The following is a 15,678-nucleotide window of genomic DNA, read 5'->3' as shown; positions in this document are numbered from 1 at the left end:
ATCGGAACGGCCCCGCCGGGCACCGTGCTCAGAACTGCCCCGCCGAACACCGTGCTCAGAACCGCCCCACCGCCACGAACACGGCCAGGCCGAAGTACGCCGCCGTCACCATCGCCAGCTTGCCCTGCCCCAGCCGGCCGTGGAGCGTCGTGGCCCCCACCATCAGCGCCATCCAGCACACCGCGGTGACCGGCACCATCACCGGCGCGATGTCGAGCAGCCGCGGCAGCACCAGCCCGAAGGCCGCCAGCACCTCCAGCGCCCCGATCGCCTTGATCGACCCGGCGCTGATCCCCTGCGTCCACTCCCCGCCCCGCTGCGCGGCCAGCTTCGCCTTCGGTATCGCCACCTTGACGGCACCGCCGACAAGGGCGACCGCGGCCAACAGTCCAGCGGCTATCCACAGTGCGACGTTCATGAGTTCTCCGGCGCCTTCCTCATCGTGATCCCGGTTACCGGATCCGGGACGAGACAGGCGGCGCGGACGTGACACAGGGCCGCCGGAGGGGTGCTCCGGCGGCCCTGTGTCGATGGCGTTTGCATGCGCTGCGCGCGTGCGGCGCTCGTCAGATGCTGCGGGCGGTGATGTCGCCCTTGGCGGTGGTGGCGCGGATGGTGAGCTCGGCGGCGGCACCCTCGGAGTTCTTCAGGGCGTTGGTGACGCGGCCCATCGTGGTGCCGGCGTCCAGCGTGGCCGAGGATTCGGGCGCGGCGCCGATGCTCAGGTTGCCCAGCTGGCTGGTCAACGTGACCGTGCCGGTGACGGCCTCGGCCACGGTGATGTCGCCCCGCTGGGTCGAGATCTCGGCGGCGCCGCCCAGGCGGCCGACAGTGACCGCGCCGTCCAGGACCGTCAGCGTGGCCGCAGCGGTCTCGTCGAGCTTGATCGGCCCCTGCGCGGTCTCGGCGGTGACGTCGCCGAGTCGGCCGACGCCGCGGATGTCGCCGGCGGAGGTCCTGGCCCGCACCGCCGACCCGGCCGGCAGCTTCACCGTGACCTCGACCGATCCGTTGTGGCCCAGGAGCTTGTGCTTGGGCGGCGCGGCCGCGACGCGCAGCACTCCGTCCGTGAACTCGACGGTGACCTGTTCGGCCAGCTTCACGTCGCGGCTCTTGGCGGCGTCGGCGGGGCGGACCTCGACGGCGGTGTCGGTGCGGTCGGCGGCGATGAGCTGGATGCGGCCGGCGGGGATGTCGAGGATCGCGGTGATGGCGGCGGGGGTCTGGAAGGTCTGCATCGTTCTGCTCCTCTGTCGGCGCTTGCTGCTTTCTGACAGTGGAAACGCTACGTTGCATTCATTGATCTGGCAACAGCTTCGTTGCACAGTATCGATGAAATCCCAGGCCAGACGCCTATAATCGTTGCAACAACGATGACGAGGAACGCAACGTTGCATCAGCCAGTCAGCGGCGCCTGCGGTAGTGCAGCTCGACGATCCCGCTGGGCGAGGGAGTGCTGGAGACGAGTTCGAGCGCGTAGGAGTGCGGGATCCCGTCGAACAGCCTGGTGCCCTCGCCGGCGATGTAAGGGAACATGCTCACAGTGAGCTCGTCGATCAGGTCGAGCTGCATGAGCGACCGGAAGAGGGAGACGCCGCCCCACACGATGATGTGGCCGTCGCCGCCCTGCCGGAGCTTGTCGATCTCCTCCGTCACGGGGCCGTCGGCGATGGTGGTGTTGGCCCATTCGGCCGTCTTCAGGGTGCGGGAGAAGACGACCTTGCGGCCGGCGGTCAGGAACTCGGCGAAGGGGTGGTCGGGATAGTTCTTGGTCATGGCCTCGAAGATGTCCAGATAGGTCTTGCGGCCCATGACGTGGGCGTAGGAGCTCCGGAGGAACTCCAGGTGCCCGGGGTCGTCGGGATTGCTGTTCTCGGGCTGGTCGAAGCAGAACCTGAAGAACTCCGTGCCCTCGTCGGCGAGGAGGCCGTCGAGGGAGTAGTTGAAGACTGTCGCGATGAGCGTCCGCATGATCAGAACTCCGTTGTCGGGGGGTGTCTGGGAGCCATGGGGCATCGGCCACCCGTCATCATGACGTGCGGTTCTGACACGTCGGCGGAGGTCGTGCGCTCGACCGCCGATCAGATCTCCGCGTTGAGCCGTCCGGGTGGTTGTGATCAACCTCGGTGGGGCCGACAGCGTTGGTGAAGAGTGGACACGGACAACACGAGCAAGGTGGCCAAGGCTGCACGGTGCGCAGCCGCTGTGGTGCTGGCGGCGGGCGGTGCGGCCGTGGGAGCGTCCGGCGACGCCCAGGCGGCCGACACGCAGGTGCAGGTGTGGTTGACGCCGGATCTGGCAGGCGCGACGGCGTTCGCCGATGCGGCGGCCACACCTGGCGGGGTCGGATTTCACCGGTATCTCAGCCCGAAGGCCTACACGGAGCGGTTCGGCGCTTCGGTCGCGCGGGCCAAGGCGGTCGCCGACTGGCTGACGCAGTCGGGCCTGGGTCAGGTGCGGGTCAGCAGCGGTCGGGACTACGTATCGGCCTCCGGGGCGGTGTCGAAACTGACGGTGCCTGCTTCGCTTGCGGCGGATGTGTTGGGCGTTACCGGGCTGGGTGGCGGCAGCGCCGCAACAACGGCTCCTGTTTCCTCGCCCGGCTGCTCGAAGTTCTGGGCAGAACACGTACAGAGCTTCCAGCTGGCGTATCAGGGCCTGGGCAAGGGATCGTTGCCGGTCTGCGGGTACTCGGCCGACCAGATCCGCGCCGCGTACGGCGCGTCGTCGGCGAACACCGGGAAGGGCGTCACCGTCGCGTTGACCGAGGGCGCTGCTCCGGCGGCCATGTTCACGACGCTGACCGAGTATGCGAAGAACAATCACTTGCCCGCGCCGCGTCGGGAGCAGTTCCGTCAGGTACAGGCAGGTGCTGACTGCGGCGCTGGGGCTGATGCTGACGGCGCGCACGTCGTGCATACCGCGCATACCGCGCACGCCGCGCAGGGAGTCGCCGTCGACGACGAGGCCCAGATGGACTCCGAAGCGCTCTACGCGATGGCGCCCGACGCCGACCAGTTGATGGTCGTCGGCGGAGGCTGCGACGAGGACCAGGCTCTGCTGAACGCCGCGCTGTCGGTGCTGATCGGCGACGGCGACCGTCCCGGCGCCAGCATCGTGTCCAACTCGTGGCAGATCCCCCTCGGCTTCGAGCCCGCGTCGATCATCCACGCGATCGACCTGCGCGCCGCGGCTGAGGGCGTCGGCATGTACTTCGTCTCCGGCGACACGCCGGGCCTGACCATGACCGGGTCCGACCCGTACGCGACCGTGGTCGGCGGCACCACGCTGGGCATCGGCGCGCGGAACGACCGGGTCTTCGAGACCGGCTGGTCGACCGACTACGCGTCGTTGGCCGACAACACATGGACCAGCCAGGGCATCAGCGGCGGCGGGGGCGGCGTCAGCCTGGAGTACGGGCAGCCCGCGTATCAGCGAGGCGTGGTGCCGACGCCCATGGCCCAGGTCCGCGTCGGCGGACGGACCGTGGCCAACCGCGCAGTACCCGACCTCGCCGCCGCCGCGGACCCGGACACCGGCTTCCTCGTCGGCTACATCCAGACCGGCGACGACACGCATCCCGGGCCGTACCAGTCCCAGCCGAACGCCGGCACCAGCCTGGCCTGCCCGCTGATCGCAGGCCTGATCGCGGACGCGGAGCAGGGCCAAGCATCTCCGTACGGATTCATCAACCCACTGCTATACCGCCTCGCCGGCACCGCATCGCTGCACGACATGCTCCCGCTCAACACCTCCGCACCGCAGCAGAACCGGGCCGCCTACCTGCCACCGGCCGACGGCTCCGGCCCCGGGCTCGACGTGTTCGGCGCGCAGGACCCGCACCAGACTCAGCAGGTCCTGGCGAAGGGCTACGACACGATGACCGGACTGGGCACGCCGAACGGCGACGCGTTTATCAGCGGGCTGCGTCAGGCGTCTCGCTGATCGGTACCGGATGTCTCACGGTCGGGCATGAGCCCGGGCAACTCGACGGGATAGAACGTCTCGCCGGTCGCCCGGAGCTCCTCCCGGCTCCACCATCGGTAGCCGATATGAGTGCGCTGCTCCATCGCGTCGAGCCAAGAACACCCGTCCCGCAACACGGTCCACCACCTCGACGCCATCCATGACGCCGAGCATGCCCTATCGACGCGACCGGATCATCGATACTGTCACGCGTCGAACCCCGGCGCCGGGGACCACACCAGGGAGGGAACCTCACACCATGCCGGGCACTGTGACCGTCATCGCCGCACGCGCGGACTTCGGCCGCTCCGGCCGCATGCGGGTCGGCGTCGACGGAACGACGGCGGGCAAGGTCCGCCAAGGAACGTCACTGGACCTGACCCTGGAGCCCGGCGAACACCACTTCCGCATTTCCGGAGGCGCGGGTCGCTCCAAGCAGGTCGCGCTGACCGTCACCGAAGGCAGCCGGCAACACCTCCACGCCGGCATCCACCCCGGACTGGGCCTGCTGGCCGTCATGGCCGGAGCAACCCTCGCCTACGTGGGCGGACCACTGGCCGCCCTACCCGTCATCCTCGCCTTCTTCGCCATCCCGGGATCATGGTTCTACCTCCGCACATCCGCCCTCTCGCCGGCCGCCGAAGCCCTGGACCGCGCCGAGGACAAGGCCGCCGACACCGCGCCCGGCGAACCCTGGTGGCTCAGCGACCCGAATCTGGCCAAGCGCTACCGGAAGACCTGACGCACCGCCGCCGGCTCCCGGCCGCCGACCATGGGATCCACGGTCTCCCGCCGACTGTCCGGCTACCGTGACGGGCCGCCCAGTGCCCTGCATCACACCAGCTAGCACCCGCTTGCAATTGCAAGCACCCCCGTGTCACGCTGGTCTCATGCCCCACAACCCCCTGGGAGCCCTCCCGATCAAACCGCTCGGCGAGTACATCCGCGAGCAGCGGCGCAATGCGCAGTACTCGGTGCGGCAGTTGGCGCAGGCGGCCGGGGTGTCGAACCCGTATCTCAGTCAGATCGAGCGGGGGTTGCGCAAGCCCAGTGCGGAGATCTTGCAGCAGCTTGCGCGGGCTTTGCAGATCTCGGCGGAGACGCTCTATGTGCAGGCGGGGTTGCTGGACAGCGTGGATGCCGGTGACGGCGTCGGCGAGGCGGCGACCGGTGGAGCGGCGACCGGTAGGACCGCGACCGGTGGGGAGTCGGGTGGCGTGCGGGAGGCCGTGGCCGCCGATCGGTGGCTCTCCGCGCGGCAGAAGAGTGTGTTGCTCGACATTTATGAGGCGTTCCGGGTCGAGGGCGCCCACGAATCATCCGACGCCGGGCCCTCCGGGCCCGACCAGCAGTGAATCGAGGCATGACATGAATCTTGTGGACAGTGCGCGGAAGTCCGTCACGACCACCGTCAGCAACCCCAAGCCGTTCTACTTCGCGGCCGGGGTGGGGGACGCGGCTGTGGAGGCCATCAAGGACGCGCCGGCGCGGTTGTCGGGTGCCTCGGCCAAGGCCGGGGAGGTCGCGACGTCGGTGGCCGGGCGGGTCGCCGGGGTGGCGGAGACCGTGCAGTCGAAGATCGCGCTGGGGCAGTGGCAGGACGACGCGAAGGCGCTGCGCGGCAGGATCGCCGAGCCGGATCTGCGGGCCGCGCGGGAGAAGGCCCAGACGCTGCTGCTGATGCAGGTCGGCCGGGCCCTCGAAGTGGCCGGCAAGGCCGTGGAGACCTACGACGGCTACTCCGAGCGCGGCAAGTCGATCGTGGACCGGGTGCTGGCCGGGCGCACGAGCGAGGTCGAGGTCGTGACCGTCGAGCAGGAGCGGGCCGGCGGCGTCACCGTCGAGTCGGTCACCGTCGTGGTGGAGGACCTCGCCGAGACCGAGGACGCCGCCCAGGCCGAGAACAAGGCCGGGGACAAGGCCGAGGCCAAGGCCGGGTTCCTGGCCGACGAGCCCCAGGCCGAGGCCCCGAAGGCGGCGCCCAAGGCCGCGCCGAAGGCCACCGCCCGCAAGTCCACGGCCTCCCGGGCCAAGAAGGCCGACCAGGCCTGAGCCCCGGAAGCCCGAGGCCCAGAAGTGGGAACGCGCCCGCCGGTCGCGTACGTTGAACCATGACGAACGGCGGGCCCCCGGGCCCGAAACCCTCATCGACGTGACAAGGAGGAGGACGACGGCATGATCGGCTCCGCATTGCGCGACGGTCTCCACAGCTTCGTCTCCCTGATCTCCCTCGCGGTGCTGGTCGGGCAGATCGTCGTCCTGATCGACGCCGCCAGCAAGCGCGAGGACGCCTACCGCGCGGCCGGCAAGCTCACCAAGCAGGGCTGGCTGATCATCCTCACCGTGGCGGTCGCCGCGAACCTGCTGCTGGGCCTGCTGTTCACCATCATCGGCGTGGTCGTCGCGATGGTGTACTGGGTCGACGTCCGCCCGGCGCTGAAGGAGGTCTCCGGCAGCAACCGCCGGGACAACCAGCGCCAGGGCCCCTACGGGCCGTGGTGACCGCGCTCCGCACACTGACGCTTTCGTACGCCGGCCCGGAGGGTGCCGGCGCCGCGCCCGAATACATCGCCGAATACGCGGTCCTGGGCGGCCCGGCCTCCAGCCGTCCGGTCTCCAGCAGCCCGGTCTCCAGCCGTCCGGTCCCGAGCAGCCCGGTCCCGAGCAGCCCGGCCCCCGACGGCCCCCACCCTCCGACCACCCTCTTCCTCCACGGCCTGGCCGGCTCCATCCAGGACACCCGGCCCCTGGCCTCCGGCCTGCCCGGCCGCAAGGTGTTCGTGCACCTCCCCGGCCACGGCCGCTCCACCGGCCCGGACCCGCTCTCCTACGACGCCCTGGCCGCCGCCGCGCTCGCCGTCGCCGACCACGAACACGCCACCGCCGCCGTCGGCGTCTCGCTCGGCGCCGCGACCCTGCTGCGGATCCTGGCCCGCGACCCCGGCCGCTTCGAGCGCGTCGTGCTGTACCTCCCGGCCGTCGCCGACGTCCCCCGCGCCCCCGAGTCCGTGGCCCCGCACCGCGCGCTGGCCGACCGCCTCGCGGCCGGCGACGCCGACGGCGTGGCCGCCGCGCTGCTGCGCACTCAACCGACCGCCGTCCGGACCGGCCTCGTGGCCCGCACCTGGGCCGCGCGCCGCGCCAAGGAGCTGCTCGCCGAGCTCGCCGCCAGCGGCGACGATCCCCGCCGCTGGCTCCCGCTGGCCGCCGCCGTGCCGCTGGAACCGGCGGACCTGCCCCGGCTGCACGAGGTCCGCGCCCCGGTCCTGGTGATCGGCCAGGAAGGCGACACCGCGCATCCGTCCGCGATCGCCCGCCAGGTCGCCGCCGCGCTGCCGACCGCGCGCCTGGTGGTCTTCGACGAGCAGGGCGCGTTGTGGGGCCATCGCACCGAACTCAGGGATCTGATGGCCGGTTTCCTCCGCGATCCGCTCGGCGCGGACCCGGTCCGGAGCTGATCGGCGGCACCGCGCGCCCTCCGCAGGCACCGTCATTTCCCGGCGTCGACCTGCGATTTCATTTCTCAGGGTTTTCTCACAGCCGTCTCAGCGAATCCCAGGGGCGGCCGGGCCATAGTGGTCTCACCCCCGAAAAACCCGGGAGAGCCCGACTCCCGGACGGTGTGGCTGCTGACGAGACGGCCACGCTGGGCCCCGGTCCTGACGGACCGGGGCGTCGGGTCAAGGCTTGAAGACCTGGCGGTGGGTGGACCGGTGGGGGCGCCGTTCGCGGCGTCTGGCGTGTGTGTGTATGTGTGTGGGACGCAAGACCCGGACCGTCCGTCCGGCGAGACCGCTCAGCCCTCCTCCCTGAGCAGCGGTGACGCCGGACGGGCGGTTTGGTGTGCAGGGCCGTTCCGGCGCCCCGGACCGGTCATCCGGTTCGGTGTTTTCCCGCTTCCCGGCCCTTCTTTAAAGACGCCTTAACCAACGCGTGCTCTGATGTCGTGACGCGCTGCGGCACGGGCAAGCCTGGGACGCCCAGCCGCGGCGCGCACCCATCGGGCTCCTCACACCTGCCGCGCCCGCCGCGCGCCCGCCGGGCTCTCCACCGGCTCGGCCAGATGGCCCCGCGCCAGCAGGGTCAGCGCCTCCAGCAGCACCGGCCGCAGCTCCTCCGGCAGCGAGCCGAGCGCCTCGGCGTGCACCCGGTCCACGACCGCCTGGCTCCGCTTCGCCATCTCCGCGCCGGCGTCCGTCACCGCGATGATCCGGGCCCGCCGGTCGGTCGCCGACGGCCGCCGCTCGGCCAGTCCGGCCTGCTCCAGCGCGTCGACCGTGACCACCATCGTGGTCTTGTCCATGTCGCCGATCTCGGCGATCTGGATCTGCGTGCGCTCCTCCTCCAGCGCCTTCACCAGCACGCAGTGCATGCGCGCGGTCATGCCGACCTCGGCGAGCGCCGCCGCCATCCGGGTGCGCAGCACGTGGGAGGTGTGGTCCAGCAGGAACGACAGGTCCGGCGAGGGGCAGTCCGCGATGTCGCCGGAGAACGCGGGGGCCAGAGAGGTCATGGCCGCCAGTCTACTCCGGCAGAACTCTTCCGATAGATCTTCCCGAGAAAGATTGTCTACTTCAAAACTATCCGCTAACGTCGTTCCTGTTCGCGTCCCCGGTCTTCCCGGTCCCCAGGAGTGATCCCATGTCCCACACGTCAGGCACGTCAGGTTCCCCGGCCGGCGCCCAGCGCCTGGCGCTGGCCGTCATCGCGGCCAGCGCGCTGATGGCGGTGCTCGACGGCAGCATCGTGACGGTCGCGATGCCGACCATCCAGGCCGACCTCGGCTTCTCCCCGGCCGGGCTGAGCTGGGTGATGAACGGCTACCTGCTGGCCTTCGGCGGCCTGCTGCTGCTCGCCGGGCGGCTCGGCGACCTGGTCGGCCGCAAGCGGATGTTCCTGGCCGGGACCGCGGTGTTCGTCGCCGCCTCGGCGCTGGCCGGCGTCGCGGACTCCCCCTCGGCCCTGGTCGTGGCCCGGATCCTGCAAGGCATCGGCGGTGCCGCGGCCTCCGGGGTGAGCTTGGGCATCCTGGTGACGCTCTACACCGAGCCGAAGGAGCGGGCCCGGGCGCTCGGGGTGTTCGCCTTCACCGGCGCCGCCGGGGCCTCGATCGGGCAGGTGCTCGGCGGGGTGCTGACCGAGTCGCTGAACTGGCACTGGAACTTCACGATCAACGTCCCGATCGGGGTGCTGACGCTGATCGGCGCGTGGAAGGCGATCCCGGACGACCGCGGCCGGGGGCTGCGCGCCGGCGTCGACGTGCTCGGCGCGCTGCTGGTCACCTCCGGGCTGATGCTCGCGATCTACACCGTCGTCGGCACCGCGGACCACGGGTGGGGCTCGGGCCGCACGCTCGGCCTCGGCGCGCTGGCCGCCTTGCTGCTGGCCGGGTTCTTCGTCCGCCAGGCCACGGCGGCCGACCCGCTGATGCCGCTGCGGATCCTGCGCTCGCGGGCCGTGGCGGGCGCGAACCTGGTGCAGATGCTGATGATCTCGGCGATGTTCGCCTTCCAGATCGTGGTGGCCCTGGACATGCAGAAGGTGCTGGGCTACGGCGCCACCAAGACCGGCCTGGCGATGCTGCCGGCGGCGCTGGCGATCGGCACCGTCGCGCTGGGCGTGTCGGCGCGGCTGATCGCCCGGTTCGGGGCCCGGGCCGTGATGATCGCCGGCCTGGTGCTGCTGACCGCCGCGCTGGCGCTGCTGCTGCGGCTGCCGGTGCACGCCGCCTACGCCACCGACCTGCTGCCGACGATGCTGCTGATCGGCGGCGGCGGCCTGGCCATGCCGGCGGCCGCCGGGCTGGGCATGACCGGCGTCCGCCCGCAGGACGCCGGGCTGGCCTCCGGGCTGTTCAACACCACGCAGCAGATCGGGGCCGCCACCGGCGCGGCGGTGCTGTCGACGCTGGCCGCCGGGCGGACCAGGGATCTGCTGGCCGAGGGCCGCGGCACGGCCGACGCGCTGGCCGGCGGCTACCGGGTGGCGTTCACGATCGGGGTCGCGCTGCTGGCCGCCGCGCTCGTGGTGACGGTCGGGCTGCTGCGGTCGGACCGGAACGCGCCGGAAGCGGCCGAATCAGCGGTCGCACCCGACCCGGCCGACCGGACCGAGCCGGCCGGCAGCACCGACAGCACCGACAGCACCGACAGCACCGACAGCACCGACCAGGATCTCGTACCGACCACATCCTGACCCCGGCTCCCTGCCTCAGCCTCAGCCCCTGCCCCAAGCCCCAGCCCTCACCCCTCGGCGCCGAGCGCGTCGAGGGGTCCCGGCGCCCGGATCCGCGACCGCAGGCCGAGCAGCCCGCCGAACACCGCGAATCCGGTGAACGCCGCGACCGCCTCGATCGCGACCGCCGGGAAGTCGAAGTCGCCGGTCAGCTGGTCCGGGAGCTTGAGCGTGAACCCGGCCGCGAACGAGATGACGGCCGCGGCCCGCCACGGATGGCGGCGCAGCTCCAGCCAGGAGATCAGCCGCGGCGTCCGCTCGACGGCCTCCGTCCAGCGCTCGACCACCAGCGAGTAGAGCCGCGCCGACCAGGTCCAGCGCCGCGCGAGGGCCTCGCAGCAGTCGGCGACGACGTCCAGCGTCGCCACGCCCTCCGACGGCTCGGCGCGCAACAGCGCCCTGACACTGAACACGGTCGCGACCGGCACGCCGAGCGCCACGAACGCGGACAGCGTCCCCACGAGCCGGCCCGCCCCGACGATGTTGCCCGCCGACACGACCGCGACCGGGATCAGCACCACCGTGGCCGCCGCCAACGCCCGCGCGGCGGTCGCCAGCCCCTGGGGCGGCCCGCCGAGCAGCCACGGCGCCACGACCGACAGCAGCAGCGCCGTCCCCGCGCAGAAGATGGCGACCTGCACCAGCAGCGCCGGGACGGCGTAGTAGAGGCGGCCGTCAGGCCACGGATGCGCCGGAGCGCCGCCGCGCAGCGCGAACCCGGCGGCGACGAAGGCCATGGCAACGCAGGCAGTCAGCGTCCAGGCCGCGGTCCGCGCGCTGTGCAGGGCACTGTCCCGGTTGAACTCGGCGGCGATCCGCTCTGGCGAGCCGAACCGCGCGGTCGCGGCGCGGGTGGCGGCCTGCGGCGTCAGCCCGGCGGCCTCCTCCTCGGCGACCAGGTCGGCCAGGTGCGCGGTCACCTCGTCGGCGATCCGCCGCCGGCCGCGCCGGCCGACCCGCAGCCGCCAGGCCAGGTCGTCCACGTAGGACTCGATCGATCGATAGGTCATGACGCCACCGTCCGCTCCGTCGGGCCGCCCGCTCCGAACACCCGCTCCACGGCGGCCGAGAACGACCGCCAGTCGTTCTGCCGCTGCTCGGCCGCACGGCGTCCGGCGGTCGTCAGCGCGTACACCCGGCGCCGCCGGCCGCCGACCTCCGACCAGCCGCTGGCCACCTGTCCGGCCCGCTCCAGGCGGTGCAGAGCCGGGTAGACCGAGCCCTCGGGCAGGTCGAAGAAACCGCCGCTGCGGTCCCGGAGGGCCTCGATGAGGCCGTAGCCGTGGGTCGGGCCGCCCCTGAGGACGGCCAGCACCAGGCCGTCGAGATGTCCGCGGATCAGGTCCTGGCTCATACCTAGAAATCCTAGGCTTAGGATTCCTCGGCATCAACCCCGGCGCCCGGCCGACCGCCGCCGGGCTCGCCGGATCCACGCCCGGTTCCCCGATTCGCCGGAACGGTTGTCGATTCCGGTGGGCGCCGTCCGACGTCCTCGGGAAGGCTGGAGCCACCAGCCCGATCCGCGTCCCGACGTCACGACCGAGGAGCACTGCCATGCCGAAGTTCATGGTCCTCATGCCCGGCGGCCCCGAGTCCGAGGCCGGGGCCATGCCGCCGCCGGAGATCGTCGCGGCCATGACCGCCTACAACGAGCAGCTGGCGAAGGCCGGAGTCCTGCTCGCGGCCGAGGGTCTGAAGCCGACGTCGGCCGCGGCCAAGGTGCGGTTCGACGACACCGAGCGCCGCACGGTCATCGACGGCCCGTTCACCGAGGCCAAGGAACTGGTGGCGGGCTACTGGCTGTTGGAGACCTCGTCGATGGCGGAGGCGCTGGAATGGGTGAAGCGGGCGCCGCTCGGCGGATGCGTGACGCTGGAGGTGCGGCCGATCTTCGACCCGGCCGAGCTCGGGCCGGAGTTCACCGCGGCGCTGACCGAGGCCGAGCAGCAGCTCGGCGAGTAGTGGACCGGACGGCGAGGCCGGGCTCCGGCCGGGCGCGGTCCCCGCCTGCCAGACTGGCCGGGTGGCGAAGGCGACAGGGACGAGGGCGGCGGCGGGAACGGCGGGAGCGGCGGCGGGCACAACGGCCGCCGGGGCCACCGATACCGCCGATACCGCCGGCACCGTCGAGGCGGTCTGGCGGATGGAGTCCGCGCGGGTCGTGGCCACCCTGGCCCGCTACACCGGCGACCTCGGCCTGGCCGAGGAGCTGGCGCAGGACGCGCTGGTCGCGGCGCTGGAGCAATGGCCGGCCGATGGGGTGCCGACCAGGCCCGGCGCCTGGCTGACCGCGGTCGCCAAGCGGCGCGCCGTGGACCAGTTCCGGCGCGCCGAGACCCTCCGCCGCAAGGTCGGCGAGCTGGGCCGGGAGCTGGAGATCGACGGCGAGGCCTACGAACCCGACCTCGACGCGCTCGACGCCGGGTCCGACGAGGCCATCGACGACGACCTGCTCCGCCTGGTCTTCACCGCCTGCCACCCGGTGCTGTCCGCCGAGGCGCGCGTGGCCCTGACGCTGCGCGTGCTCGGCGGGCTGTCCACCCCGGAGATCGCCCGCGCGTTCCTGGTCTCCGAGGCCACGGCCGCGCAGCGGATCGTCCGCGCCAAGCGCACCCTCGCCGACGCCGCCGTCCCGTTCGAGGCCCCCGACGGCCCGGAGCGCCGGCGGCGCCTGGAATCGGTGCTGGAGGTGGTCTACCTGATCTTCAACGAGGGCTACGCCGCCACCGCCGGCGACGACTGGCTCCGGGCCGACCTCTGCGCCGAGGCGCTGCGCCTGGGCCGCGTCCTGGCCGGGCTGATGCCGGCCGAACCGGAGGTCCACGCCCTGGTGGCGCTCATGGAGATCCAGGACTCGCGCCGCCACGCCCGCACCGGCCCGGACGGCGCACCGGTGCTGCTGCTGGACCAGGACCGGGCCAAGTGGGACTGGTCGCAGATCGAGCGCGGGCTGACGGCGCTGGCGCGGGCCGACGCCGTGTACGCGGCGGTCGGGGAGCCGGGCCCCTACCACCTGCAGGCCGCCCTGGCCGCCTGCCATGCCCGGGCCCGCACCGCCGAGGCCACCGACTGGCGCCTGATCGCCGACCTCTACGACCGCCTGGTCCACCGCACCCGCTCCCCCGTGGTCGAGCTCAACCGCGCGGTCGCGGTCGGCATGGCCGACGGTCCGGCGGCCGGGCTGGAGATCACCGAGGCGCTGGTCGGCCTGCGCGCCATGCAGGGCTACCACCTGCTCCCGAGCGTGCGCGGCGACCTGCTCCACCGGCTGGGGCGCTACTCCGAGGCCCGGGCCGAGTTCGAACGCGCCGCCGAGCTCACCGCCAACACCCGGGAGCGCGCGCTGTTGCTGGCGCGCGCCACCGCGTGCGGGAAGGCAGAACGCTGAGTCAGCTGTTCAGCGTCACGACGTCCGACATGCAGTCCGGCTGCGGGTGCCAGCCGTCGTTGCAGGACCCGGGGACGGACCCGGTGTCGAACTGGTCGCTGGAGACCACCTCGGAGGTGGTGCGGATGGTGCCGCCGTTCTCGTCGGGGATGGTGGTGACGATCGGGAACTCGGCGTGGCCGCCGGGCGGGATCGGGTCCAGGGTCATGTCGAACGACATCGGCTTGGTGGGGTCGTAGCGGTCCGGGATCCGCTTGCAGGAGGCCGCCGACCAGGTGTGGCCCTGGCACTCCCAGCCGGTGGTGCGCACCACGACGTTGGTGGCGGTGTTGGGCCCGTGGTTGGTGACGATCATGTCGTACTCCAGGCCGTTGTCGTCGACCAGGATCGGACCGTTGTGCGTGATGGTGAGCCGGATCAGGCCGTTGCAGGGGGAGCCGGCGTAGGCCGGCGCCGCGCCGGCGACGACCGTGCCCGCGGACAGGGCCAGGGCGGCGGTCCGGATCAGGGTTCGCAGAGTCATGGGTCACAGCTTCGGGGGCCGGGTCCCCGGGGGCCGCATTCGGTGGGGCCGAAAGGATGAATGTCCGCTGTAGTCGGCCGCGTCACGGCCGACCAGTGGGTTTCCGAACGAAATGCGGCGTTTGAATGGCCGCATGCTCCGCCATGACAGAGTCACCACCCGCCGTCGCGCGCGCCACCGCGCCGCCGTCGCCGCCATGCTGTCCGTCTCCGCCGGCGCCTGCCTGCTCGCCGCGGCCGCGACCGGTCCGGCCACCGCCTCCGGCAACGCGGCCGCCGCGCCGTGGATGACCACCGGCACCACCGAGAACCACGGCCTGATGTTCGAGACCTTCTCGCCGGACGGGAAGATCACCCTCGCGCACGGCGGTCCGGACCACGCACCGAAGGCCCTGCCGGTTCCCAAGAACCTGCGCCCGGCTCCCGGCGCGGTGGCGACCGCGGCCACCCCGACCGTCATCCCGATGCACGACAACGGGCGCCACGACAACCGGATCGACCTGGTCTTCGTGGGCGACGGCTACCTGGCCTCGGAGATGCCGATCTTCGCGCAGTCGGCGGAGAACGCCTGGCAGTCGCTGATGGCGTACGAGCCGTTCAAGACCTACCAGAACTTCTTCGACGGCTCCCGGGTCGAAGTGCCCTCGCCGGTGTCGGGCATCTCCAACGACCCGACCAACGGCATCGTCCGGCAGACGCCGCTGGGCATGCACTTCTTCTGCCACGACATCGACCGCCTGCTGTGCGTGGACACCAACGCGGCGCAGACCTACGCGAACCTGCTGCCGGGCATCAACCACGTGGTGTCGATCGCGCACACCACCACCTACGGCGGCGCCGGCGGCTCGATCACCACGCTGGCCGGCGAGAACCAGTTCTCGACCAACGTCATCGTGCACGAGATGGCCCACACCATCGCCGGGCTCGGCGACGAGTACCAGGTGCCGTTCGACACCTCGACCGGCGCCGAGGCCGGGCCGCTGGCCAACGTCACCTCCCGGACCGAGGACTACCTGAAGACCAACCACCACAAGTGGTGGCGCTGGCTCGGCAAGCCGAGCGCCGACGGCAGCACCGTCGGCGACTACGCGGGGGCGAACTACTACGCCGCGGGCTTCTACCGCCCCTCCCTGGACTCCGAGATGCGGACCCTGGGCAAGCCGTTCAACCCGCCGTCGATCGAGGCGCTGATCGAGTCCTTCTACGTGAGCCGCTACACCAGCGGCTCGATCGACCCGATCGACTCGGTGACCCCGGCGCCGACGCCCGACGGGATCGTGGACCGCTCCAACGTCACGCTCAAGGCGAGCCTGATCCCGCTGGTCGGCCAGGACTACACCGTCTGGTGGGGCATCGGCGGCGTGGCGGTGCCGGGCACGCTGGGGTCGACGAGCCTGGACCTGAACACCGCGCCGTTGAAGCCCGGGTGGAACCAGGTCAGCATCTACGTCGTGGACAACAACCCGGCGGTCATCGACGAGGACTTCCGGTCGGCGAACATGACCAAGACCCGGCTGTGGTGGGTGTGGGGCGGCTGATCGCCCGCTGACCAGTCTCCGAACACTCAG

The 15,678-nt window shown here is 71.9% G+C and carries 17 protein-coding genes; 10 read left to right on the top strand and 7 right to left on the bottom strand.

Translation table 11 applies throughout. The annotated features are described in order from the left end of the window. Positions 1 to 55: 55 nt before the first annotated feature. The 3 genes from ABD481_RS01940 to ABD481_RS01930 all read right to left on the bottom strand — a co-directional run bounded on the left by ABD481_RS01940 (position 56) and on the right by ABD481_RS01930 (position 1,971). Complete coding sequence (locus tag ABD481_RS01940) at positions 56 to 418, bottom strand: DoxX family protein (RefSeq protein WP_344663714.1); 363 nt, start codon at positions 416 to 418, stop codon at positions 56 to 58. Between the two features lie 148 nt (positions 419 to 566). Beyond that, a complete protein-coding gene (locus ABD481_RS01935; RefSeq protein ID WP_344663713.1) occupies positions 567 to 1,238 on the bottom strand; it encodes a DUF4097 family beta strand repeat-containing protein in 672 nt (223 codons plus the stop codon). 166 nt (positions 1,239 to 1,404) lie between these two features. Continuing rightward, on the bottom strand, positions 1,405 to 1,971 hold the full coding sequence (locus ABD481_RS01930; RefSeq protein WP_344663712.1) for a dihydrofolate reductase family protein: 567 nt from the start codon (positions 1,969 to 1,971) through the stop codon (positions 1,405 to 1,407). Positions 1,972 to 2,151: 180 nt separating this feature from the next. On the opposite strand from ABD481_RS01930, the gene ABD481_RS01925 reads away from it, so the two are divergent. The 6 genes from ABD481_RS01925 to ABD481_RS01900 all read left to right on the top strand — a co-directional run bounded on the left by ABD481_RS01925 (position 2,152) and on the right by ABD481_RS01900 (position 7,424). Then, the gene (locus ABD481_RS01925; protein ID WP_344663711.1) at positions 2,152 to 3,945 is read left to right on the top strand and encodes a S53 family peptidase; all 1,794 of its coding nucleotides are present in this window, start codon (positions 2,152 to 2,154) and stop codon (positions 3,943 to 3,945) included. 280 nt (positions 3,946 to 4,225) lie between these two features. Further along, the gene (locus ABD481_RS01920) at positions 4,226 to 4,708 is read left to right on the top strand and encodes a hypothetical protein (RefSeq protein WP_344663710.1); all 483 of its coding nucleotides are present in this window, start codon (positions 4,226 to 4,228) and stop codon (positions 4,706 to 4,708) included. Positions 4,709 to 4,856: 148 nt separating this feature from the next. Then, entirely contained in the window at positions 4,857 to 5,321 is a 465-nt protein-coding gene (locus ABD481_RS01915; RefSeq protein WP_425559094.1) for a helix-turn-helix domain-containing protein, read from the top strand. Positions 5,322 to 5,334: 13 nt separating this feature from the next. Further along, positions 5,335 to 6,018, top strand: a complete 684-nt coding sequence (locus tag ABD481_RS01910; RefSeq protein WP_344663709.1) for a hypothetical protein — start codon at positions 5,335 to 5,337, stop codon at positions 6,016 to 6,018. Between the two features lie 123 nt (positions 6,019 to 6,141). Continuing rightward, on the top strand, positions 6,142 to 6,468 hold the full coding sequence (locus ABD481_RS01905) for a DUF2516 family protein (protein WP_344663708.1): 327 nt from the start codon (positions 6,142 to 6,144) through the stop codon (positions 6,466 to 6,468). Then, the gene (locus ABD481_RS01900) at positions 6,462 to 7,424 is read left to right on the top strand and encodes an alpha/beta fold hydrolase (RefSeq protein ID WP_344663707.1); all 963 of its coding nucleotides are present in this window, start codon (positions 6,462 to 6,464) and stop codon (positions 7,422 to 7,424) included. Before ABD481_RS01905 ends, ABD481_RS01900 begins: the two co-directional genes overlap by 7 nt. A 551-nt stretch (positions 7,425 to 7,975) precedes the next feature. Here ABD481_RS01900 and ABD481_RS01895 read toward each other — a convergent pair. Continuing rightward, entirely contained in the window at positions 7,976 to 8,479 is a 504-nt protein-coding gene (locus tag ABD481_RS01895; RefSeq protein WP_344663706.1) for a MarR family winged helix-turn-helix transcriptional regulator, read from the bottom strand. A gap of 128 nt (positions 8,480 to 8,607) precedes the next feature. Between ABD481_RS01895 and ABD481_RS01890 the strand changes: the two genes are divergently transcribed. Beyond that, the gene (locus ABD481_RS01890; RefSeq protein WP_344663705.1) at positions 8,608 to 10,161 is read left to right on the top strand and encodes an MFS transporter; all 1,554 of its coding nucleotides are present in this window, start codon (positions 8,608 to 8,610) and stop codon (positions 10,159 to 10,161) included. 47 nt (positions 10,162 to 10,208) lie between these two features. Here ABD481_RS01890 and ABD481_RS01885 read toward each other — a convergent pair whose 3' ends face one another. Then, positions 10,209 to 11,210, bottom strand: a complete 1,002-nt coding sequence (locus tag ABD481_RS01885; RefSeq protein ID WP_344663704.1) for a permease prefix domain 1-containing protein — start codon at positions 11,208 to 11,210, stop codon at positions 10,209 to 10,211. Beyond that, positions 11,207 to 11,554 carry a PadR family transcriptional regulator gene (locus tag ABD481_RS01880; protein WP_344663703.1) on the bottom strand — a complete coding sequence of 116 codons (348 nt, stop codon included), beginning with the start codon at positions 11,552 to 11,554 and terminating at the stop codon, positions 11,207 to 11,209. Before ABD481_RS01880 ends, ABD481_RS01885 begins: the two co-directional genes overlap by 4 nt. Positions 11,555 to 11,754: 200 nt before the next feature. On the opposite strand from ABD481_RS01880, the gene ABD481_RS01875 reads away from it, so the two are divergent. Together ABD481_RS01875 and ABD481_RS01870 are read left to right on the top strand one after the other, a co-directional pair. Then, positions 11,755 to 12,162 (top strand): YciI family protein, encoded by a 408-nt coding sequence (locus tag ABD481_RS01875; RefSeq protein WP_344663702.1) that lies wholly within the window; start codon positions 11,755 to 11,757, stop codon positions 12,160 to 12,162. A 181-nt stretch (positions 12,163 to 12,343) separates the two neighbouring features. Next, a complete protein-coding gene (locus ABD481_RS01870; RefSeq protein ID WP_344663915.1) occupies positions 12,344 to 13,588 on the top strand; it encodes an RNA polymerase sigma factor in 1,245 nt (414 codons plus the stop codon). 1 nt (position 13,589) lies between these two features. Here the strand turns inward: ABD481_RS01870 and ABD481_RS01865 are convergent, their stop codons facing one another. Next, positions 13,590 to 14,111 carry a hypothetical protein gene (locus tag ABD481_RS01865; RefSeq protein WP_344663701.1) on the bottom strand — a complete coding sequence of 174 codons (522 nt, stop codon included), beginning with the start codon at positions 14,109 to 14,111 and terminating at the stop codon, positions 13,590 to 13,592. A gap of 133 nt (positions 14,112 to 14,244) precedes the next feature. On the opposite strand from ABD481_RS01865, the gene ABD481_RS01860 reads away from it, so the two are divergent. Further along, positions 14,245 to 15,648 carry a M64 family metallopeptidase gene (locus tag ABD481_RS01860; RefSeq protein ID WP_344663700.1) on the top strand — a complete coding sequence of 468 codons (1,404 nt, stop codon included), beginning with the start codon at positions 14,245 to 14,247 and terminating at the stop codon, positions 15,646 to 15,648. Positions 15,649 to 15,678: the final 30 nt, after the last annotated feature.

This window comes from Catenulispora yoronensis (genome assembly GCF_039531695.1).
Classification (GTDB): domain Bacteria; phylum Actinomycetota; class Actinomycetes; order Streptomycetales; family Catenulisporaceae; genus Catenulispora; species Catenulispora yoronensis.
The sequence above is the reverse complement of the archived record's forward strand: the minus strand, read 5'-3'. Positions and strand labels throughout refer to the sequence as shown.